General features: G+C 70.5%; 15 protein-coding genes and 1 pseudogene. 8 read left to right on the top strand and 8 right to left on the bottom strand.

Annotated features, from left to right (window positions below):
* Positions 1-58: 58 nt before the first annotated feature.
* On the bottom strand, positions 59-1,408 hold the full coding sequence (locus tag ASG80_RS01815; RefSeq protein ID WP_056727845.1) for an MATE family efflux transporter: 1,350 nt from the start codon (positions 1,406-1,408) through the stop codon (positions 59-61).
* A 135-nt stretch (positions 1,409-1,543) separates the two neighbouring features.
* On the opposite strand from ASG80_RS01815, the gene ASG80_RS01820 reads away from it, so the two are divergent.
* The 5 genes from ASG80_RS01820 to ASG80_RS01840 all read left to right on the top strand — a co-directional run bounded on the left by ASG80_RS01820 (position 1,544) and on the right by ASG80_RS01840 (position 8,937).
* The gene (locus ASG80_RS01820; protein WP_235507961.1) at positions 1,544-2,920 is read left to right on the top strand and encodes a TrkH family potassium uptake protein; all 1,377 of its coding nucleotides are present in this window, start codon (positions 1,544-1,546) and stop codon (positions 2,918-2,920) included.
* Positions 2,913-3,614 (top strand): TrkA family potassium uptake protein, encoded by a 702-nt coding sequence (locus ASG80_RS01825; RefSeq protein ID WP_056727848.1) that lies wholly within the window; start codon positions 2,913-2,915, stop codon positions 3,612-3,614. The genes ASG80_RS01820 and ASG80_RS01825 overlap by 8 nt, the downstream gene beginning before the upstream one ends.
* 89 nt (positions 3,615-3,703) lie before the next feature.
* Positions 3,704-5,665 carry a M13 family metallopeptidase gene (locus tag ASG80_RS01830; protein ID WP_056727850.1) on the top strand — a complete coding sequence of 654 codons (1,962 nt, stop codon included), beginning with the start codon at positions 3,704-3,706 and terminating at the stop codon, positions 5,663-5,665.
* A gap of 94 nt (positions 5,666-5,759) precedes the next feature.
* Positions 5,760-6,668 carry a serine hydrolase gene (locus ASG80_RS01835; protein ID WP_056727852.1) on the top strand — a complete coding sequence of 303 codons (909 nt, stop codon included), beginning with the start codon at positions 5,760-5,762 and terminating at the stop codon, positions 6,666-6,668.
* A gap of 163 nt (positions 6,669-6,831) precedes the next feature.
* Complete coding sequence (locus ASG80_RS01840; RefSeq protein WP_156401602.1) at positions 6,832-8,937, top strand: multicopper oxidase family protein; 2,106 nt, start codon at positions 6,832-6,834, stop codon at positions 8,935-8,937.
* 30 nt (positions 8,938-8,967) lie between these two features.
* Here ASG80_RS01840 and ASG80_RS01845 read toward each other — a convergent pair whose 3' ends face one another.
* Positions 8,968-9,765 carry a triacylglycerol lipase gene (locus ASG80_RS01845; protein ID WP_235507973.1) on the bottom strand — a complete coding sequence of 266 codons (798 nt, stop codon included), beginning with the start codon at positions 9,763-9,765 and terminating at the stop codon, positions 8,968-8,970.
* Positions 9,766-9,785: 20 nt separating this feature from the next.
* Positions 9,786-10,193: an NUDIX domain-containing protein gene (locus ASG80_RS01850; protein ID WP_056727854.1), complete on the bottom strand. Its 408-nt coding sequence runs from the start codon at positions 10,191-10,193 to the stop codon at positions 9,786-9,788.
* 73 nt (positions 10,194-10,266) lie between these two features.
* Here ASG80_RS01850 and ASG80_RS24830 point away from each other — a divergent pair.
* Together ASG80_RS24830 and ASG80_RS01855 are read left to right on the top strand one after the other, a co-directional pair.
* A pseudogene (locus ASG80_RS24830) lies at positions 10,267-10,593 on the top strand (alpha-hydroxy-acid oxidizing protein); the annotation flags it as partial.
* A gap of 88 nt (positions 10,594-10,681) precedes the next feature.
* A complete protein-coding gene (locus tag ASG80_RS01855; protein WP_369816196.1) occupies positions 10,682-11,569 on the top strand; it encodes an alpha-hydroxy-acid oxidizing protein in 888 nt (295 codons plus the stop codon).
* 44 nt (positions 11,570-11,613) lie between these two features.
* On the opposite strand, the gene ASG80_RS01860 is transcribed toward ASG80_RS01855, so the two are convergent.
* Both ASG80_RS01860 and ASG80_RS01865 read right to left on the bottom strand, forming a co-directional pair.
* Positions 11,614-14,163 carry a phosphatidylglycerol lysyltransferase domain-containing protein gene (locus tag ASG80_RS01860; RefSeq protein WP_056727856.1) on the bottom strand — a complete coding sequence of 850 codons (2,550 nt, stop codon included), beginning with the start codon at positions 14,161-14,163 and terminating at the stop codon, positions 11,614-11,616.
* Positions 14,160-15,563, bottom strand: coding sequence for an esterase family protein (locus ASG80_RS01865; protein WP_162256585.1), 1,404 nt, complete (start codon positions 15,561-15,563; stop codon positions 14,160-14,162). Before ASG80_RS01865 ends, ASG80_RS01860 begins: the two co-directional genes overlap by 4 nt.
* A gap of 112 nt (positions 15,564-15,675) precedes the next feature.
* On the opposite strand from ASG80_RS01865, the gene ASG80_RS01870 reads away from it, so the two are divergent.
* Complete coding sequence (locus tag ASG80_RS01870) at positions 15,676-17,061, top strand: glycine--tRNA ligase (protein WP_056727857.1); 1,386 nt, start codon at positions 15,676-15,678, stop codon at positions 17,059-17,061.
* 70 nt (positions 17,062-17,131) lie between these two features.
* On the opposite strand, the gene ASG80_RS01875 is transcribed toward ASG80_RS01870, so the two are convergent.
* The 3 genes from ASG80_RS01875 to ASG80_RS01885 form a co-directional block, all read right to left on the bottom strand.
* A complete protein-coding gene (locus ASG80_RS01875; protein ID WP_056727860.1) occupies positions 17,132-18,625 on the bottom strand; it encodes an HNH endonuclease signature motif containing protein in 1,494 nt (497 codons plus the stop codon).
* A gap of 332 nt (positions 18,626-18,957) precedes the next feature.
* Positions 18,958-19,686: a GNAT family N-acetyltransferase gene (locus ASG80_RS01880; RefSeq protein ID WP_156401603.1), complete on the bottom strand. Its 729-nt coding sequence runs from the start codon at positions 19,684-19,686 to the stop codon at positions 18,958-18,960.
* On the bottom strand, positions 19,683-21,092 hold the full coding sequence (locus tag ASG80_RS01885; RefSeq protein WP_082589653.1) for a glutamyl-tRNA reductase: 1,410 nt from the start codon (positions 21,090-21,092) through the stop codon (positions 19,683-19,685). Before ASG80_RS01885 ends, ASG80_RS01880 begins: the two co-directional genes overlap by 4 nt.
* Between the last annotated feature and the right edge of the window lie 80 nt (positions 21,093-21,172).

Below are 21,172 nucleotides of genomic sequence, written 5' to 3' on the forward strand. Positions count from 1 at the left end.
TGCTCATGGCGCTCACGGCGGCGGAGTCGGGGGCGCTCACCGCGCAGGAGCTCGGCGATCAGGTCGACGCACCGGTGACGATCCACGCGGAGCCATGCGCCCGGATCGACAGCGTCGCGGCGCGGGCGGCGAGGTAGCCGATCGCGAACGACGCCGTCAACCACGCGAGTGACGCCGCGCCGGGGAGGCCCGCGGCATCCGCCCACCACACCGTGCCGAGCGCGAGCGGCACGAACATGGCGAGGTTCACGAGGCCCGTCCACGCGAGGTAGCGGGCGTCGCCGGCCCCGATGAGCACGCCGTCGAGCACGAACACGAGCCCGCCGAGCGGCGCCGACAGCCCGAGGACCACCAGCGAGGGTGGCAGCAACGCGGCGACCTCGGGCGATGACGTGAAGACCGCGGGCAGCACCCACGCCGTGGCGATGACGAGCGCACCGAGCAGGACGCCCGAGCCCACCCCCCACTGCACGCAGCGGCGCAGCACCGCCCGCACATGGTCGACGTCGCCCGAGCCGAGTCCCTTGCCGATGAGGGCCTGCGCGGCGATCGCCAGCGCGTCGAGCGCGAAGCCGAGGGTGAAGTAGATCGTGATGGCCACCTGGTACGCCGCGAGCTCGTCGCGTCCGAGCGAGGTCGCCGCCCACGTGGCGAGGAGCAGCGCCGCTCGCAGGCTCGCCGTGCGGAGGAACAGCCACCCGCCTGAGACCGCGCCCCGCAGCACGCCGGCGTGGTGCGGCCACGGGCTCGCCCCCACGCGGCGCGTGTGCCCCGCGATCACCACGAGATACACCACGACCATGCCCCACTGCGCGATCACGGTGCCCACCGCCGAACCCGCGATGCCCCAGCCGAGCCCGTAGATGAAGAGGGCGTTGAGGCCGATGTTCACGGCGAACCCGATGCCGGCGACCCAGAGCGGGGTACGTGTGTCCTGCAGGCCGCGCAGCAGCCCGGTGGCCGCGAAGACGACCAGCATGGCAGGCAGGCCGGCCATCGAGATCGAGAGGTAGACCGATGCCTCGGCCGTGACCGCCGCGGACGCCCCGAACAGGCCGACCAGCCATGGCGTCGCCTGCCATCCGGCCAGGGCGAGCACGACGCCGAGACCCAGCGCGAGCCACAGCCCGTCGACCCCGGACGCCACGGCGGCCCGCTCGTCGCCCGCCCCGAGCCGGCGCGCCACCGACGGCGTCGTCGCGTAGGCGAGGAACACCATGAGCCCGATGATCGTCTGCAGCACCGCGCTCGCCAGCCCGAGCCCGGCCAGCGGCGTGGCCCCGAGGTGGCCGACCATCGCCGTGTCGGCGAGCAGGAACAGCGGCTCGGCGACGAGTGCGCCGAGCGCGGGCACGGCGAGCCGGAGGATGTCGCGGTCGACGGCGCGACGGAAGGCGGTGGCGCTCATGTGCTCACGAGCCTAGGCGTCGCCGACGACACGTGCCGCGGCCGGAGCGGCAGCTGCCGCTGGCACGGATTCGCCACCGGCCACGACTTCCATCGGCGACGCGCGGACTGGGCGCCGCGGGATTAGTGTGGCGGAGTGAGCACGCGCGAGCCGGTTCAGGAGAGCCCGGCGGAGGGACTGCGTCGGCGATTCCGCCTGCATCCCGCGCAGGTCGTCGTCGTGGGGTTCGTGGGCGCGATCGCGATCGGCACCATTCTGCTGCTGTTGCCGGGCATGACCGCGCCCGGCCGCTCGACGACCTTCGTCGACGCACTCTTCACCGCGACATCCGCTGTGACGACGACGGGCCTCGCCTCGGTCGACACGGCGACGCACTGGACGTTCCTCGGGCAGCTCGCGATCATCGTCATGACGCAGGTCGGAGGGCTCGGGATCCTCATCTCCGCCGCGCTGGTGGGCGTGCTGCTGGCGCGCCGGCTCTCGCTGCGCACTCGTCTCAACGCCGCGAGCGAATTCCAGGCAGAGGGCTTCACCGACCTGCGCAAGCTGGTGCGCGCCGTCGTCGGCCTCACGCTGCTCATCGAGGCGATCGTCGCCCTGCTGCTCTTCCTGCGCTTCCTGATCCACTACGGCTGGGACGTGGGCCGGGCGGCGTGGAATGCCGTGTTCGACTCGATCTCCGCCTTCGCGAACCTCGGGTTCGCTCTGCAGACCGACAACATGATGGGCTTCGTCAGCGACCCGTTCGTGTGCCTGCCGCTCTGCGCAGGGGTGATCCTCGGCGGACTCGGGTTCCCCGTCATCGTGCAACTCTGGCGCGACTGGGCGCATCCGCTGCGCTGGAGCATGAACACGAACCTCATGGTGACCGGCACGATCGGGCTGCTCGTGCTCGGGTCGGCCTACCTCACGTTCGTGGAGTGGGACAACCCCGACACGTTCGGACGGCTCGACCCGCCTGCCCGCGTGCTTGCAGGATTCTTCGCGTCGACGATGACCCGCACGGGCGGATTCAACTCGGTCGACCTCGCGGCGATGCGCGACGAGAGCTGGTTCGCCTCCGACGTGCTCATGTTCATCGGCGCCGGCCCGGCCAGCGTCGGCGGCGGCATCCGCGTGACGACATTCCTGGTGCTCTTCTTCATCATGCTCGCGGAGCTGCGCGGCGAAGGGAACGTGAACATCTTCGGCAAGCGGCTCTCCCGCGCCGTGCACCGGCAGGCGATCACCATCGTGCTCATCAGCGTGGCCGTGGTCGTCGCACCCACGCTGCTGCTGTTGCAGCTCACCGAGTTCCCGCTGGGACGTGTCCTCTTCGAGGTGATCTCGGCCTTCAGCACCACCGGGCTCTCGACCGGCATCACTCCCGACCTGCCCGACTCCGCCAAGATCGTGCTCGCCGTGGTCATGCTCGTGGGCCGCGTCGGCCCGCTCACGCTCGGCGGCGCCCTCGTGTTGCGCGAGCGCCGCATCCTGTACGAGTTCCCGAGAGAGAGGCCCGTCGTTGGCTAGACGTTCGCTGTTCGGCGACCAGAACTACACGCGCCGTATCGCCGAGGCCGACTCGGTCGCGGTCATCGGCCTCGGTCGGTTCGGCCGCTCGCTCGCCCTCGAGCTCATGGCCGGCGGCACCGAGGTGCTCGGCATCGACATCGTGGAAGAGAACGTGCAGAGCCTCAACAACAGGCTGACCCAGGTGGTGCGCGCGGATCCCACCAATCCCGAAGTGCTGAGACAGCTCTCGATCGACCAGTTCGACCGCGTCGTCGTCGCGATCGGCGGCAACCTCGCCGCGTCGATCCTCACGTCATCGGCGCTGCTCGCGTTGGGCCTGCCCGCGATCTGGGCGAAGGCCGACACCGAGGAGCACGCCCTCATCCTCGAGCAACTCGGGGTGCATCACGTCGTGCAGCCCGAGAGCGAAATGGGCCGCAAGGTGGCTCACCTCGTGCGCGGCGCCGCACTCGACTACGTCGAGATCGAGCGCGGCTATGCGGTCGTGAAGTCGTCACCGCCGGAGCGGCTGTGGGGCACCCCGCTCGGCAAGACCGGCCTGCGGAAGGAGTTCGGCGTCACCATCGCCGCATACAAGAAGCCGGGCGCCGAGTGGACGAACGCCGACGCGGACACCGTGCTCGAAGCCGACGACACCATCCTCATCGTGGGTCCGACCCGCAAGGCCGAGGGCTTCGCGCAGCTGCGCTGACCCGGGCGGATGCCGCGACACTGCGAGTGCACCGTGAGACGCGCCGTTGCGGCATCCCCTCCCTGGGCACCCCGACGTAGGCTGTGGGGATGACCGACGTCACGCTCCCCTCAGGCATCGCGAAGGACGAACTCGACGCCGACGTGCGTCCGCAGGACGACCTGTTCCGGCACGTCAACGGCAAGTGGATCGAGCGCACCGAGATCCCCGCCGACAAGGCCCGCTACGGCTCCTTCCTCGTGCTGCACGAGGAGGCCGAGCATGCGGTGCGCGAGATCGTCGAGGAGGCGCAGCAGGAGGAGCCCCACACCGAGGCGCGCAAGGTGGGCGACCTCTACGCCAGCTTCATGAACGAGCAGCGGGCCGACCTGCTCGGCGCCACGCCCATCGCGGGTCAGCTCATGGAGGTGTCGCTCGTCGGATCGGTCGACACGTTCCTCGAGACGCTCGGCAGGCTGGAGCGCCAGGGCGTGTCGGGCTTCATGCAGCTGTACGTCGACAACGACCCCGGCGACCCCGAGCGCTACCTCGTGTTCGTGGAGCAGGGAGGCATCGGCCTGCCCGACGAGAGCTACTTCCGGGAGGAGCGGTTCGCGGGCGTGCGCACCGCCTACAACGCCCACCTCGAGCGCATGTTCGCCCTCGCCCAGCTCGACGACCCGGCCGAACGGGCCGTGCGCGTCTTCGACCTCGAGGCCGACCTGGCGAAGGTGCACTGGAGCAACGTCGACACCCGCGACAGCGAGAAGACGTACAACCTGTACCAGTGGGCGGATGCCGCCGCCGCGGCATCCGTGGACCTGCAGGTGTGGCGCGACGGCATGGGCGTGCCCGAGGGCGCGTTCGACGAGCTCGTGCTCCGCGAGCCGAGCTTCGTCGAGGGCCTCGGTGCGATCCTCACCGAGGAGCGCCTGCCCGCGTGGAAGGACTGGCTGGCCTGGCAGGTGATCCGCTCGAACGCGGCGTACCTCTCCAACGACTTCGTCGAGGCGAACTTCGACTTCTACGGCCGCACCCTCACCGGCACGCCGCAGCTGCGCGAGCGCTGGAAGCGCGGGGTCTCGCTCGTGGAGGGCGGCATGGGGGAGGCCGTCGGGCGCATCTACGTGGAGCGGCACTTCCCGCCCGCGGCGAAGGAGGCGATGGACGACCTCGTCGCGAACCTCGTCGAGGCGTACCGCCAGTCGATCACCGCCCTCGACTGGATGGGCAAGCAGACCCGTTCCCGCGCGCTCGGCAAGCTCGCGAAGTTCACGCCCAAGATCGGCTACCCGGTGAAGTGGCGCGACTACTCCACGCTCGAGGTCGACGCCGACGACCTCGTCGGAAACGTGCGCGCGACGGCGGAGTTCGAGTTCAACCGCGAGCTCGGCAAGATCGGCAAGCCGATCGACCGCGACGAGTGGTTCATGACGCCGCAGACCATCAACGCGTACTACAACCCCGGATTCAACGAGATCGTGTTCCCGGCCGCGATCCTGCAGCACCCGTTCTTCACGTCAGAACGGGATGCCGCGGCGAACTACGGTGCGATCGGCGCAGTGATCGGGCACGAGATCGGCCATGGATTCGACGACCAGGGCTCGAAGTACGACGGCGACGGGCGCCTCACCGACTGGTGGACCGAGGCGGACCGCACCGCGTTCGAGGACCGGACGAAGGCGCTCATCGCCCAGTACGACACGCTGGCGCCCGCGCAGGTGCCCGAGCATCACGTCAACGGCGGCCTCACGATCGGCGAGAACATCGGCGACCTCGGCGGCCTCACGATCGCGTGGAAGGCCTACGTGCTCTCGCTCGACGGGGCGGAACCGCCGGTGATCGACGGCCTCACGGGGGCCCAGCGGTTCTTCCTCTCGTGGGCGCAGGCGTGGCAGATGAAGGGCCGCGACGAGGAGGTCATCCGCCTCCTCGCGATCGACCCGCACTCGCCCAACGAGTTCCGCTGCAACCAGATCGTCCGGAACATCGACGAGTTCTACACTGGCTTCGGTGTGACTGACGACGACGCCCTCTGGCTCGATCCGGGCGAGCGGGTGACGATCTGGTAGCGCACCGAACAGAACCGTCCAGTCCACCATTCTCGAGCGCGCCGCAGACCGCGGTGGGGGAGCGCCGAGCGCCAGAGGAAGATGTGCAAGCACCGTGGTGACGTCGTCGCAGGAATCCGAGCGGCGAGCGCGCCATGCCAGCATCCGGAGGGGACGACACCGCACCGAGGAGCCCAACGAGAACTTCGCGCGTGGCTTCAACGCCCTCGGCGAGCTCGCGCTCGCGGGCGTGCAGGTGTCGGCGCGGGCCACGGATCTCGCCACCGGCAAGGTGCTCTTCTCGGTCGACGACCACGTCGTGATGCCCACCGCGTCGATCGGCAAGGTGCTCCTGCTCGTCGAGGTCGCCTCGCGCCTCACCGGTACGAGCGCCGAGTCGTTCACGGTGCTCGACCGCGCCCCGCGGGATGCGGTGGGCGACTCCGGCATCTGGCAGCACCTGCAGTCGCCCTCGTTGCCGATCGCAGACCTGGCCGCGCTCATCGGGGCCACGAGCGACAACCTCGCCACCAACGTGCTCATCCGCTACGTCGGCCTCGAGGCGGTGCGCGCCCGCACCGAGGCGCTCGGCCTCACCCGCACGGCGCTGCTCGACCTCGTGCGCGACCATCGCGGGCCCGACGACGCGCCGCAGCTGTCGATCGGGTCGGCGAAGGAGCTGACCTGGCTGTTCGCGTCGCTCGCTCGCGGCGAGGTCGTGAGCCCCGAGGTGTCGCAGCGGGTGGCCGGCTGGCTGTCGCTGAACTCCGACCTGTCGATGGTCGCGTCGGCGTTCGGGCTCGACCCGCTCGCGCACCGGATGCCCGACCACAGCGTGCTGCTCATGAACAAGACCGGCACCGACGGCGGTGTGCGCAGCGAGGTCGGCGTGCTGCGCGGCCCGCGCGCGAGCGTCGCCTACGCGGTGTCGATGTACTTCGCCGACACGATGCTCACGTCGCGCCTCGCGGTCCTCGACGGCATGCACCAGGTGGGGCTCGACCTGCTGGAGTACGTGCACTGAGCGAATGCCGCGACCGCGGCCGAGGCATCCGTTCACCATGTCACCCGAACGGGGCATCTGCCACCCTTGCGGCGCCATGCCAGTGCGCGACAAACTGAGCGAAACTCGCGTAGGTACGTCGCACCCGAAGCGGCGGCGTCGGGGTGGGACGCAGGTGATCGAGATGCCCGATCCAGTCAGCACACGACGGAGGCTCCTGAGCCGCCGTACGTTCATCAAGGCCGCCGGTGCGGCCGGCGCGGGCTTCGTGCTCTACGCCGTGCTCCCCGGCGGAACGATGGTGGCCCTGGCCGACATCCCCGGCGGCACGCTGTCGCCCGGCGAGGTGCCGAAGTTCCAGACGCCGCTGCTGATACCGCCCGTGATGCCGCGGGCGGGCACGGCCAAGGCGCGCGGCGGGAAGCCGATCGACCTCTACGAGATCTCGGTACGGCAGTTCGTCCAGCAGATCCTGCCGGTCGGGCTCCCGGCGACGACGGTGTGGGGCTATGGGCCGGTCGCGGCGGAGCGCCCTGACGACCCGCTGATCCACAATGCCCCGTCGCTCACGATCGAGTCCAAGTGGAACCGGCCGGTCCGGGTGACGTGGATCAACGAGCTCGTCGACGGCGAGGGGCACTTCCTGCCGCACCTGCTGCCGGTCGACCCGACGCTGCACTGGGCGAACCCGCCGGGCGGCACAGCAGGGCGCGACAACAGGCCGACATTCGACACGACGCCGGGTGCCTACGACGGCCCTGTGCCGATCGTCACGCACCTGCACGGTGCGGTCGGCGTCGGCGACGAGAGCGACGGGTACGCCGAGGCGTGGTACCTGCCGGCCGCTGACGACATCCCGGCCGGCTTCGCGACGAAGGGCACGTGGTACGAGTTCTTCGCCGGCAAGGCCAACACCGAGCACGGGGCGGAATGGGGGCCCGGCTACGCAGTCTTCAACTACCCGAACGATCAGCGCGAGTCGACCCTCTGGTTCCACGACCACACGCTGGGGATGACCCGGCTCAACGTGTACGCAGGCCCGGCAGGGTTCTTCATCGTGCGCGGTGGCCCCGATGGCGAGAAGGCCGTGCTCGACAGCCGCTCCGACACTGTCGCGGTGCTGCCGGGGCCTGCACCGAAACAGCACGACAAGTTCCCCTCGAACAAGACGTACTACGAGATCCCGATCGCAGTGCAGGACCGCTCGTTCAACGACGACGGCTCGTTGTTCTACCCCGACACGCGGGTGTTCTTCGACGGCATCGTCGGCGACTACATCCCCGCAGGCGAGTTCTCGCCGATCTGGCAGCCCGAGTTCTTCGGCAACATGATCATGGCCAACGGCAACACGTGGCCGTTCCAGGTCGTCGAGCAACGCCGCTACCGGCTGCGGTTCCTGAACGGATGCCAGTCGAGGTTCCTGATCCTCGACTTCTCGGCGATCCCCGGTGCCGCGGTCTGGCAGATCGGCAACGAGGGCGGGTACCTCGACGCGCCGGTGAACCTGACCGCCGACCACGGCGGCCGGCTGCTCATGGGACTCTCGGAGCGCGCCGACCTGATCGTCGACTTCACGGGCGTCCCGGTCGGGTCGTACACCCTCGGCAACGTCGGCCCGGACGAGCCGTTCGGCGGCGGGGTTCCCGGCGTGGACTTCGAGCCCTCGGATGCCGCCTCGACGGGACAGGTCATGCAGTTCCAGGTCGTCCCCGCGGTCGCGCCGGATCCGACCACCCCGCCGCAATACCTCGTCCTCCCGACGCGGACGCCGCTGCCGGCGGAGACGTTCACCAGGCAGCTCGCCCTCATCGAGAAGGCCGCGATCGGGTTCGACGCGGACGGTCAGCCCCTCGAGGGCCCGACCGAGGCGATGCTCGGCGTCGTCGACGCCGGCGTGCCGATCGCGCTCGACTGGGACGAGGCGGTCACCGACAACCCGCAGGTCGGCGACACCGAGGTGTGGGAGTTCGTGAACACCACCGCCGACGCGCACCCGATGCACGTGCACGAGGTCGCGTTCGAGGTGGTCGGGCGCGAAGGTCTCGTCCTCGACGACGACGGCGAGGTCGCCGTGCCCGTGACGCCCGACGGGTCGGCCCGGCCCCCGGAGCCGTGGGAGACCGGGGTGAAGGACTCGGTGATCTCGTATCCTGGCGAGGTCACGCGCCTGCGGCTCAGCTTCGTCAATCCGGGGCAGTTCGTCTGGCACTGCCACATCGTCGAACACGAGGACAACGAGATGATGCGGCCCTACCGCATCGGTCCCGTGCAGCTTGGGCAGCCCGAGTAGCGGACCGTCGCGGGTCAGCGCAAGCGCGGGTCAGCGCGAGGTGAGGAGCGCCACCCCGTCGAGCACCGCAAGCAGCGTCTCACGGGCGCCGAGCACGCGGAAGTGACCGGCGACCGGCACGCGCATGTTCGTAGCGCCGTCGAGCGCGCTGCCGTCGGGTATGTGCGGGTCGAAGTTGCCGAAGATCGACACGACGCGCGAGTTGACGGATGCCGCGGTCCCGAGCATCACGATCGTCTCGTCGCCCGGCAGGAGCGCCCGGATGCTCGGGTCGGTGAACAGCCGCGCCCTGCGCGCCCCGGAGAAGGGCGTGCAGATCGCGACGACGCCGAGGACGCCGAGGGCATCTCCACGCCCGTCGAGCAGGAGGTGCTTGCCGATGAGCCCGCCCTTGCTGTGGGCGACGATCACGCGGCCCGCCTCGGGCACCCGCACCCGCCCGAGCGCCCGCGCGAGTCGCTCCGAGGTCTCGACGATCGGCCGACGGTTCGGGCCGAGTCCATGCACGACCGCGACGCGGTGACCCGCGTCGTTCACCGCGTCGCCGAGCGGACGCAGGAACGACCAGTGCTCGTACACACCGGGCAGTAGTACCACCTCGGGCTTGGCGGGGTCTCCCGTTCGCCATGCGGCGGGCGACCGATACGCGCCGAGGAAGGCCAGCTGACGCCAGGCCGCGTAGGCGTAATCGCGCGCCCACCAGCCGAGGGCGCTCAGTACGCCCATCTGCTCGGACGTCAGCGGCTCGCCGACCCGCTCGACCTCAAGCGGCGCGCCGGGTTGCTCGACCGCGCGCTCGCCGCTGCGTGACCCGCGGGTGCTCGCCATGCCCGCAGTCTATGCGCGGCTCAGTCGATGACGCCGGATGCCGCGAGCCGCCGCAGCACCTCCGCCCCCGCCGGCGGGCAGCGGTGGGCGTCGGCCGTGGTCACCCAGTGCAGCGCGCCGACCTCCGCGGACGCGGCGGGCGCGGCATCCGTCTCGGCACGGAACACCCGCATGCGCACCAGCCGGCCGTCGGGCTCGCCGTGGGCCTGCACGACGACCTCGAAGAGCTCCTCGAGCGCGTCGGGGTCGAGGTCCAGCGCCACCTCCTCCAGGGCCTCGCGCGCGGCGGCCTGGGCGGCGCTCTCACCGGGATCGATCTTGCCGCCGGGCATGTAGTGCACGTCGCGGTCGCGCGCGGTGACCATGAGCACGCGCCGGTCGCGCACGAGCGCGATGGCGGCGACGAGGAGGTCGGGCAGGTGCGGCATCCCCTCCACCCTAGGCCGGGGACCTCGCGGGCGCGTACGCTCATCGCAGTCCCGATCGCGAAGGAGCGACCCGATGACCGATGCGCACCGCGGCTACGCGCGAGCCGTGCAGTCCGAGGTGTACCGGGCGGGCGTGAGCGGCGCGAAGCCGGCCGTTCCCGTCGACTACGCGGCCCTCGAGCGTGCCGCGCGCAAGGCGACCTCGGCCGAGGCGTTCGCGTACTTCGCGGGCGAAGCTGGCGCCGAGGCGACGATGGCGGCGAACCGGGCGGCGTTCGATCGGTGGCAGGTGTGGCCGCGCGTGCTCCGCGACGTGGCGGAGCGCGATCTCTCGATCGAGCTGCTCGGACGGCGTCGGGCGACCCCGTTCGTGCTGTCGCCCATCGGCGTCGCGGAGCTCGCCCACGCCGACGCGGATGTCGCGGTCGGACGCGCGGCGGCGGCGCTCGACGTGCCGTACGTGCTCTCGAACCAAGGCGTCCCGGCCGATGGAGGAGGTGGCCCGCGCGATGGGCGCCGCCTCGCGGTGGTTCCAGCTGTACTGGAGCGCATCCGGCGAGCTCAACGCGTCGTTCCTGCGGCGCGCCGAGGCGGTGGGCTGCGAGGCGGTCGTGGTGACCCTCGACACGCACCTGCTCGGTTGGCGCACGCGCGACCTCGACGCCGCGTTCCTGCCGTTCACTCGCGGCCAGGGCATCGCCCAGTACACGAGCGACCCGGTGTTCGCGGAGCTCGTGCGCGAGCGGGTCGCGCGCGGTGGTGGGGGCGGAGCGAGGCCCAGGGTCACGCCGATGCTGCTCGCCTCGGCGCTCTCGATCGCGCGGAGCGCGGCCGGCACCCGCCTTGTCGACGGCGGCGTGCGGGACGCCCTGCGCTCACCGCTGCCGCGCGCCGCGGTCGAGACGTTCCTCGACGTGTTCTCCGACCCGAGCCTCACCTGGGACGATCTCGCGCGCCTGCGCGAGTGGACAGCCCTGCCTGTGCTCCTCAAGGGCATCGTGCACCCGGATGACGCGAGCCGAGCCCTCGACGCCGGTGTCGACGGCATCGTGGTCTCCAACCACGGCGGCCGCCAGGTCGACCGGTCGGTCGCGACGCTCGACGCCCTGCCCTCGATCGTCGAGCGCGTCGGCGGACGCGTGCCGGTCGTGCTCGACAGCGGCATCCGCGGCGGCGCCGACGCGTTCATCGCCCTCGCCCTCGGCGCGACCGCGGTCGGCATCGGCCGGCCCTACGCCTACGGCCTCGCCGTCGCGGGGGAGACGGGCGTGCGCGAGGTGGTGCGCAACCACATCGCGGAGCTCGACCTCACGATTGCGCTCGCAGGGCACCGATCGATCGCCGAGATCGGCCCGGACTCGCTCCGCGCCGCCTGAGCGCGCGGCGGCCGGCTGCGGCATCCGCTGCTCGAGGCCCTCGCCTACCTCGTGAGGGTCCGCACGAGCGCCACCGCCTCCTTCGGCGACACCTCGGGCAGGTACGCCTTGCCGATGGCGAGGCCGATCGTGGGCAGGGCGAGCGGATCGGGGTAGGCCATCGAGATGGTCTCGTATTCGGGGTTGAACTTGGCCTTGAACCGGAACAGCGACGAGAACCCGTATGCGGGCTCGAGGGTCTTCGCGAGGAAGTCGAGGAGCCGGGTCATCGCCGTCGGCTGCGGGGCCTCCTCCCCGGTGGCCAGCGGCTTCGTGGCCAGGGGCGCCCCCGAGAGGCTCAGCACCTCAGCGCCCTCCTCCTTCATGTGCAGCGCAGCCGAGGCGATGAGGAACTCCATGATGCCGTTCATGCTGCCGTCGGCCCGGCGCATGAAGTCGATCGTCCAGCCCACCACCTCGCCGTCGCGGTACACCGGCAGCCAGCTCGTGACGGCCTGCATGCGACCGTCGGGGCCGACCGCGAGCATGAGTCGCACGTCGCGATCCTTCAGCTCCGCCATGCCGCCGAGCGTGAAGCCCATCTCGGGCAGCTCCTTCTCGGCGACCCACTCCTCGGAGATCGCGTTGATCTCGGCGACGGTGGCGAGCGGGAGCTCGTCCCAGGTCGTCCAGACCGTGGTCATGCCCTCCTTGATGCCGCGGTTCAGCGCCTGCCGCACCTTCTGCCAGGGCTTGCCGGTGAGCTCGAGGCCGGTCGTGCGCACGAGCGTCTCCTCGCCCACCGACATGTACTGCCAGCCGAGCTCCTCGAACACCGGGAGGACCTCCGGGTGCACGCTGTAGAAGACCGGCACCCAGCTGTTCGCGTCGCAGAACGCGGCGAACTCGCGGATGACGCGGCCCGCGGCATCCGGCGGGCAGATCGGGTCGGACATCGTGATCGCGATGCCGTTGATCACCCGGTAGGCGACCACCGCGTCGCGGTCCTCGCTGAACCAGTAGACGTTGTCCGGCCAGGTCGCCATGAACCCCAGCGTGCCCCCGCCGTGACGGCGGATGAGGGCGCGGGCGCGCAGCCGATCGGCGAAACCCATCTCCGACCTCGTCTGGCGCATGAGCACGACCGCGGCGACGATGAAGATCGCCCAGAACAGCGGGCCGACGACCTGGTACATGACGCTCGTGAGGTCGTGGCCGGGCAGCACGATCGGGTCGACCACCGCGAGGAAGTGCGGTGGCACGAACCGCTTCAGGGTGTCGACGAGCAGGTCGGCCTGGGAGGCGGCGGGCCAGTACTCGCCGATCGTGGCCAGGCCGACCGCGTAGTAGACGGTCGCGAGCACGAGGAATGAGCCGACGACCGTGACGACGAAGCGCACGAAGGCCGGCCGTGGCGCCCTGATCTGGAAGTGCCGTCGCGTCACGACGAGCATCACGATGATGCCGATCGGCAGGGCGAGCACCGCCAGCCCCCAGACGATCAGCTCGCCGATGTCGAACACCGTCCACGTGCCGTTCTCCACGTCGGCCGTGGTGATCGTGACGTCGAGCGCAGTGCGCGCGAACACAATGATCGCGACGTTCACCGCGATGGCGAGCCAGCGTGCGAAACGGCGTCCGATGCGCAGGCCCCACGCGGCGAGGAGGAGGAGCAGCACCGGCACGAACGACAGGAGGAACATCCCGAAGCCCTGTGAGCTCAGGATCGCGAGCTGCTTCAGGCAGTCCTCGCCGAGGGCGGCCGCCGTCGCCTTGCACTGCGAGATCAGGACGTCGAGGTCGACCGGATCGTCATCGAACATGTACGAGCCGAAGCTGAACGGGGTGAGTTCGGTGCGGTTGACGAGGGCGACGATCGGCCCGATGGCCGTGACGGCGACGACGGCCGCGACGAGCGTGCGCGTCTCGGCGTGCGAGCTGCGCCGCGCCCGCAGCGTCGAGGCATCGCCCGTGAGGATCGCGCCGAGGAAGTACCCGGTGATCGCAGCGATCAGGCGGTAGACGTTCGACGAGTCGCCGTCGTACAGCACGAACACCAGGATCGCCGCGAAGGTCACCACCCGGATGCGGCGGCGCCACAGCACCCCCATGAACGCGGTCGACGTGATGAGCGCGCCGACGATGCCGGTGAGCGGGTCGAGCGTGAGGTCGGCGGCAGTGCCCGCAGCCCACCACTCGCCGGCGAGCGATCCCACCCATTGCAGCAGGGTGCCGAGCGCGACGCCGAGCACGCCGGTGACGACGAACGCGAGGATGGCGCGCCAGGTGCCCATGCGCCGCTCGGCCACGCCGAGCAGGAGGACCGCGCCGACGATGCCGAACGCCAGCTGGAACGGGTCGAACGGGATGAACAGCGCCGTGACGACGGTCCACGGGGCGACGAACGTCGTGGTGACGCCCGTCGCCCACAGGTGCGTCGTGGCATCCGATGCGGTGCCGACGGCGGTGCCCGTGACGATCGCCGTGACGACGAGCACGACGGCGAGCGCGATGCTGAACGGCACCCGACGCACGAACGCGGCGAACGCCTCGCCGGTGGACCTGAGCCGGCCCTTCGGCTCGACGTCGGTGACGTCCGGTTCGATGTCGGTCATGGCGCCGCCAATTTCAGTCGTGGATACAGCACCTCGAAGCCCTTGTCGAGCCCGCCGAGGAGGCCGCTGACGCCGTGGTCGGCGTCGGGCACGAGGAAGAACGTCGTCGCCATGCCGGCGGCCTGCGCGGCATCCGCCAGGCGCTGCGCCCCGGGACCGAACGTGGCGTCGTTCGCGCCGACCGTGAAGATGGCGGTGGTGTCGGGGTACGGCGCCTTCGACGCCATGATGTTCGCGGGCTTCACCGCGTCATACGCCGCCTGGTCTCCGCGGAAGACCGAGCCGAGCACCTCGTCGTTGCGCGGGGCGCCGGCGTATTCGACGGGCGAGACGGCGAGGATGTTGCCGAACACCTCGGGATACTTCGATCCGAAGTACGCCGCGCACTGGCCGCCGTTGGAGTAGCCGGCGACCGTCGTGTACTGGCGGCCCTGAAGCACGTCGAGGTGCTGCTTCGCCCACGGCACCACGTCCTCCATGACGTACGTCTCCACCTTGCCCAGGTCGGTGTCGAGGCAGAGCGGGTCCGTCGTGGGGTCGCCCAGCTGGTCGACGACGAGGGCGATCGGCGCCAGGCCCTGGTGCTTCGCGGCGTAGTCGTCGAGCACCTGGCCGATGAAGCTCGCGTCGGGGTCGCCCGGCTGGCCCATCATCATGATCACGAGCGGGAGCCGCGGTGCATCCTGCACGAGTGCCGCCGGTGGCAGGTAGAGCTGAGCCGGACGAGCCGGGAATCCGGAGTTGGTGTTCGGCACGCCCCCGCTCGGGGTGCCGATGGTGCCGGCCGCGGGCATGTCGGCCGGCGGCTTCCAGGTCTGGTAGAGCGGCTCGGTGGGATCCGGACTCGGGGTCGCGTCGGGGTCGTCGAGGTCGATGACGCCCACGGTCGAGATGCCGAAGAGCGAACCGAGCGTCGGGTTGAGCCCGTACGACGCGTTGATGCCGAGGAGTGCGGCGACGGCGAAGATCGGGAACGCGAGCCCGGCGATGAGCTTGCGCCACCAGCGCGAGTACCAGAGGTTCCAGAGCGCGAGGGCGAATCCGGCGAACGCGGCAGGCACCCACCACCAGGTGGCCTCGTTCACCGGTCCGCCGAAGGCATCGAGCACGTTGACCGCGACCCATAGGACGCCGGCGCCGACGATCGCCCCCACGATGAGCACCACGATGACGGTGAGCACCCACGACCACCCAGGCCCGCGACCGAGGAGGTAGATGAAGACGGCCGCAGCCAGCGCGTACACCGTGATCAGGAACGGCCCCTCGACCACGTTGATGCGAAGCACGAGTTCCCACACCGTCGCCCCCTCGACCACGTTGATGCGAAGCACGAGATCCCACACCGTCGCCCCCTCGGCCAGGTCGGATGCGCACAGCGTACCGGCAGGACCGCCCGCCATGCGGGAGCCCCGCTGCGGTGGGCGGCACGGCCGTGCGCGACACCGACCGTAGGATGGGGGCGTACTTCTTCGTTCCCGGGCGCTCGCCCGATTCACGACCATTGGAGCCACCGTGGCCGCACCCAGCCGTCTCGATTCCGTCATCGCCCTCGCACAGCATCGGGGGTTCGTCTTCCAGGCCGGCGAGATCTACGGTGGTTCGCGTTCGGCGTGGGACTACGGGCCCCTGGGGGTTGAGCTCAAGGAGAACATCAAGCGCCAGTGGTGGCGCTACATGGTGACGCGTCGCGACGACGTCGTCGGCCTGGACTCGAGCGTCATCCTGCCGAAGCAGGTGTGGGTGGCATCCGGCCACGTCGGCGTCTTCACCGACCCGCTCGTCGAGTGCCTGCACTGCCACAAGCGGTTCCGCGAAGACCACCTGCTCGAGGCGTTCGAGGAGAAGAAGGGCCGCGCCCCCGAGAACGGCATGGCCGACATCGTGTGCCCCAACTGCGGCACGCGCGGCCAGTGGACGCCGCCGCGCGACTTCAACATGATGCTGCGGACCTTCCTCGGCCCCGTCGAGGACGACGCCGGCCTGCACTACCTTCGACCCGAGACGGCGCAGGGCATCTTCACGAACTTCGGGAACGTGCTGCAGGCCGCACGCATGAAGCCGCCGTTCGGCATCGGCCAGATCGGCAAGTCGTTCCGCAACGAGATCACCCCCGGCAACTTCATCTTCCGCACCCGCGAGTTCGAGCAGATGGAACTCGAGTTCTTCGTCGAGCCCGGCACCGACGACGAATGGTTCCAGTACTGGGTCGACTACCGGTGGAACTGGTACATCGACCTCGGCGTGAACCCCGAGAACCTCCGCCTGTTCGAGCACCCCAAGGACAAGCTCTCGCACTACTCGAAGCGCACGATCGACATCGAGTACCGCTTCGGGTTCATCGGCGGCGAGTGGGGCGAGCTCGAGGGCATCGCGAACCGCACGGACTTCGACCTCACCACGCACTCCGAGCACTCCGGCAAGGACCTCTCGTACTTCGACCAGTCGAAGAACGATCGGTGGGTCCCCTACGTCATCGAGCCCGCGGCCGGCCTCACCCGCGCGCTCATGGCCTTCCTCGTCGACGCGTACGACGTCGAGGAGGTACCGAACGCGAAGGGCGGCGTCGACTTGCGCACGGTGCTCCGGCTCGATCCGCGTCTCGCGCCGATCAAGGCCGCCGTGCTTCCGCTCAGCCGGAACGAACGCCTCTCGCCCCTCGCCCGCGAGGTCGCGGCATCCCTTCGCGCGCACTGGAACGTCGACTTCGACGACGCCGGCGCCATCGGCCGCCGCTACCGTCGCCAGGACGAGATCGGCACCCCGTACTGCGTCACCGTCGACTTCGACTCGCTCGACGACGACGCCGTGACCGTGCGCGACCGCGACTCGATGGCGCAGGAGCGCGTTCCGATCGCGGAGCTCGAGGGGTACCTGGCCGGCCGTCTCATCGGCGCGTAGCGGTCAGCGATCCGGGATCCGGGCGCTCACTCGCGCACTGCGAAGCCAGGGCCGATCATCAGGCAGACCCCTACCCCGCGAGCAGGACCGGTTCTCGATCGCGCGGCGGTCCCGATTGCCGCTGGATCGGCAGTCGCTCAGGATCGATCGGGTTGAGGATGTCGGCGGGAGTCTTCGATCGCATCAGCCTCGGCGTGCGCTCGGGGTCGACCGTCGGTGGCGGGATGAGCCAGTAGGTGGTGCCTTCTCGTCGTACCTCCCAGCCCTCGTTGTGGTACCGGAGATGATCTCGTCGACAGAGCAGGATGCCGTCGGCGATGTTGGTCTGACCCTCGTCACGTTGCCAGTGGTCGATGTGGTGCGCCTCGGTCCACGACGGCGGTCTCGTGCAGTCGGGGTCCATGCAGCCCCCGTCGCGCACCGCCAGGACAGCCTTCTGGCGATCGGTGAACAGCCGCTTCTCACGACCCAGGTCGAGGCAGTCGCCGTGAGCGCCGAAGACCATCGGGAGGAAGCCGCCGCACAACTCGGCGTGCACGTCGGCGAGCGGGATGCGGTCGGGATGGCCCTCGATCAGACCCGAGCCTCGGCCGGTCTCCAGCGAGTGTGCATTCACGACGACTCGCACGGTCGGCTTGCGTTCCTTGAGGAGCCTGCTCGGGTCGACGCTCGCCCCGGCGCGCATCAGTTGGACGAGGCCCTCTGCGGAATCCCGTTCACGCATGGCGCGGGCGTCGGCGTAGTTCGCGTCTCCGAGCTGCGGGTGGCCGAAGCTGCGGCGTGTCTTCACGTCGCCGCGGCGGGGGTGGGTGAGCTGGTCGAAGACAGCCTTCACGAGCATGCCGCCCTTGGGTTCGAGCTCGAACTCGCCGCGGACCATTCCGTCGGGCTTCACCCAGAGGCGCCAGAACTGGTCGCGCCGTTGGCGGTCGGCGCGTGCGACGACTCCAGCGGTGTCGATGCGATCACGTGCTTGACGAGCCACACGCCGCGCGGCGTCGGCATGCAACGGTCGACACTCCTCGATCACGGTCCAGAGCTCTCGCGCGAGGACCTCCTCATCGGCAGCTCCGCCGGGCTCCCCGATCCCGGCGCGGATGGCATCGGCCACCGCGACCGTCACCACTCCGGAGGTGACTGCGGTGCCGAGTTCTGCGAACCACGGTCGCGCAGGCTCGGGCACGGGGTCGGCGACTGCCGGATCGGCCCGCAGCGCCTCAGAAAGGTGCGACGCGGCATCCGTCTCGGCGATCATGTGCCCGACCTCGATCAACGCCGCGGTCTCGCGCTTCGACGACCGCGTGATCGACTGAAGCAGCTGGCCAGTGCTCGCATGGCCGGCGCGCTGCGCGAGCCCGCGGACACCGAAGCCGACGCGCGACCGGCGCGCCACCTCGGCAGCCGCGATGGCCTGGCAGCGCTCGACCTCGTGGCGGAGAACGGTCAACGACTGGATCACCTCGAGGAGCCCCCTGTCTTCGAGCGAGTCGTACGTCGCGCTCGACACCGCACGCCCGATGAGCCGCCTGGCGAGGTCGGCGTAATCGGGCGTTGATTCGGGCATGTCTCATCGTCCCGCCACGAGCCATGATTTCGAACGCCGTTCCACGGATTGTGGAAAGGATGTGGAGAGGGCGAGCGGGGGAGGAGAAGTCGCTGGCTGCTCGAAAGCACTGCGATCTCCGCACCCCAGAAGCGGGGTGAGTCTCGGTCCCGTGACCATTCCCACCTCGGCCCCCGCGGATTCTCCTCCACAGCGGATCCAAGGGAACGTCGCCAGCGAAGTCGTGCTGAAGGCGACAAGCGTCTTGGTGAAACGGCGAATGGGGTGAGCCCTTCACGCGGTTCCTGAGCGACTCGGCGACGAACGTCGACGTCCGCATCGGCAGGCGACGCCTAGGCGCGGGCCGCCGCCCACTCGCGGCGCAGCACGCCATAGATCGCGGTGTCCTGCCACTCGCCGTCGTTGTACTCCTCCTCGAGGATCGTCGCCTCGCGACGCATCCCGAGGCGTTCGCAGAGTGCAGCGGATGCCGCGTTCCGCGCGTCGAGGAAGGCCTGCACCCGGTGCGGGGCGAGTGTCTCGAACACGAAGTCGAGCACTGCGCCCGCCGCCTCGCGGGCGTACCCCCGGCCCTGGAAGTCGGGATGCAGCACCCAGCCGAGCTCGAGCTGCGCGTGCTTCACGCTCGAGACCCGCACCATGAAGTCGCCGATGACCCGATCGCGGCGGGGGTCATCGCTCGACGGCGTGCCGGGGAGGATCGCGGCGAAGAAGACGAAGTCGCCGTCGGTGGCGAGGATGCGGCCGGCGGCCCGCGTGGCCGTGTGCTCGTAGCCCTGGGTGCGGTCGCGCTCGGGCCAGGGCAGGTAGCGGATCACCTCGGGCAGGCGCTGGTACTCGAAGACGTCGGCGGCGTCGGATGCCTCGAGGGGGCGCAGCACGAGGCGCTCGGTGCGCAGCGGCGCATCGGTGAGGACCGACGCGTCATACGGAAAAGGGAGCGCCGGCGGTCCGTCGGCCGCGGCAGCGGCGGCACGATCGGGCTCGGTCGAGGAACCGGCGGCGCGATCGGGCCCGCTCGAGGCAGCGGCCATCGCAGCGGGGGAGGGCGCGTCGGTCACGAGGCGTCGGCCTGCGACGCCCGCGGGGCGCGCCCGGCCGCATCCGCAGCCTCCGCGGGCCCGGTCACCTCCGCGGCATCCGCCGTCCGCGCATCCCGCACGGCCTGAGCGGCCGCGTCGGGCTTCACGCCGAACAGCGCCTCGAGCCCGTCGATCCAAGCGGCCTGCTCACCGGCGCGGGCGAGCTCACGCGAGCGCACCATCGGCGTGTGCAGGAGCACGCCCGCCATGTGGCGCAGCGCGGCCTCGGTGCGTCCATCGTCGTCGCCTCGGGCCTGCGCCCGCGAGATCTCGGCGTCGAGGATGTCGAAGACGTGCCGGCGCAGTGCGACGACCGCCGGGGCGAGGTCGCGCTCCTCGACGGTGTCGCCGAACGCGCGGGCGTCGCGGGTGACGATCGCGCGTGCGGCATCCGTGGAGCCGAGCTCCTCGAGCGGCGCGTGGATCTTGATCGTCTCGAGGTCGAGCAGTTCGACGCCGGGCAGCCCGACGACATCGGGTGCCACGTTGCGGGGCAGTCCGAGGTCGATGACGAGCTGGCGGGCCTGGGCCGGCTCGGGCGCCGTGGCCCCGGGCAGCATGGCGACGGATGCCGCGAGCTCCTCGCGCCCGACGGCGATGAGCGCCCGGTCGACCACGTGGTGCTCGGCGGTGGTGCACGTGACGATGAGGTCCACGCTCGCTGCGACGGCGGCGTACTCGCCGCGCGCGACGGCCCCGATACCGTGGCTGTGGGCGAACCCGGTGCCGCGGCCCGACGGCGAGTAGACGCGCACGTCGGTGACGCCGCGGTCGCGGAGGGCGGCGAGCGAGGCTCCGGCGAAACGGCCGGTGCCCACGAGCAGCACCCGCGTCTGAGCCCAGTCGGTGACGCGGCTCTCGGCGAGGTCGAGCGCGAGGCGCACGAGCGAGCGGCCCTCGCCGCCGATGCCGGTCTCGTTCTTCACGCGGCGGGAGGTCTGCGAGGCGCGCTGGAACAGGCGCTCGAGTTCGGGAGTCGTGGTGCCCTCGGTGCGCGCCTTCTCGAGCGAGCGGCGCACCTGGCCGGCGATCTCGCCCTCGCCGACGACGACGGACTCGAGGCCGGATGCCACGGCGAACAGGTGTCCTGCCACGGCGTTTCCGTGCACGAAGCCGAACGTGGTGCGCAGCTCCTCGGGTTCGAGGCCCGCGACCGTGCCGACCGCGCGGATCGCCTCGTGCACCGCGGGAACCGGCGACGCGCCCTCGGGAGCGTCGAGGTCGAGGTACGCCTCGAACCGATTGCACGTGGCGACGACGACCGCGCCCCGCAGGGCGTCGTGACCGTCGAGGATGCGCGGTGCAGCCTGTTCCGCGTTCGCCGAAAGACGCTCGAGCATGTCGAACCCGGCGTTCTTGTGACTCGCGGTGAGGCAGATGAGCACGAGGAGATTCTACCTGCCGTCGATCACGGCTTCGGTCGGGGTGACGGAACGAGACATCCGGATGCCGCTCCGTGCGTGCC

The sequence above is a fragment of the Agromyces sp. Soil535 genome, from assembly GCF_001428255.1.
Lineage (GTDB): Bacteria > Actinomycetota > Actinomycetes > Actinomycetales > Microbacteriaceae > Agromyces.

Excerpts from the sequence above, each read along its gene's own strand:
- ASG80_RS01830 (WP_056727850.1), top strand. The coding sequence starts at position 3,704 with ATGACCGACGTCACGCTCCCCTCAGGCATCGCGAAGGACGAACTCGAC.
- ASG80_RS01860 (WP_056727856.1), bottom strand. The coding sequence starts at position 14,163 with ATGACCGACATCGAACCGGACGTCACCGACGTCGAGCCGAAGGGCCGG.
- ASG80_RS01815 (WP_056727845.1), bottom strand. The coding sequence starts at position 1,408 with ATGAGCGCCACCGCCTTCCGTCGCGCCGTCGACCGCGACATCCTCCGG.
- ASG80_RS01850 (WP_056727854.1), bottom strand. The coding sequence starts at position 10,193 with ATGCCGCACCTGCCCGACCTCCTCGTCGCCGCCATCGCGCTCGTGCGC.
- ASG80_RS01865 (WP_162256585.1), bottom strand. The coding sequence starts at position 15,563 with ATGGCGGGCGGTCCTGCCGGTACGCTGTGCGCATCCGACCTGGCCGAG.
- ASG80_RS01840 (WP_156401602.1), top strand. The coding sequence starts at position 6,832 with ATGCCCGATCCAGTCAGCACACGACGGAGGCTCCTGAGCCGCCGTACG.
- ASG80_RS01875 (WP_056727860.1), bottom strand. The coding sequence starts at position 18,625 with ATGCCCGAATCAACGCCCGATTACGCCGACCTCGCCAGGCGGCTCATC.
- ASG80_RS01845 (WP_235507973.1), bottom strand. The coding sequence starts at position 9,765 with ATGGCGAGCACCCGCGGGTCACGCAGCGGCGAGCGCGCGGTCGAGCAA.
- ASG80_RS01855 (WP_369816196.1), top strand. The coding sequence starts at position 10,682 with ATGGAGGAGGTGGCCCGCGCGATGGGCGCCGCCTCGCGGTGGTTCCAG.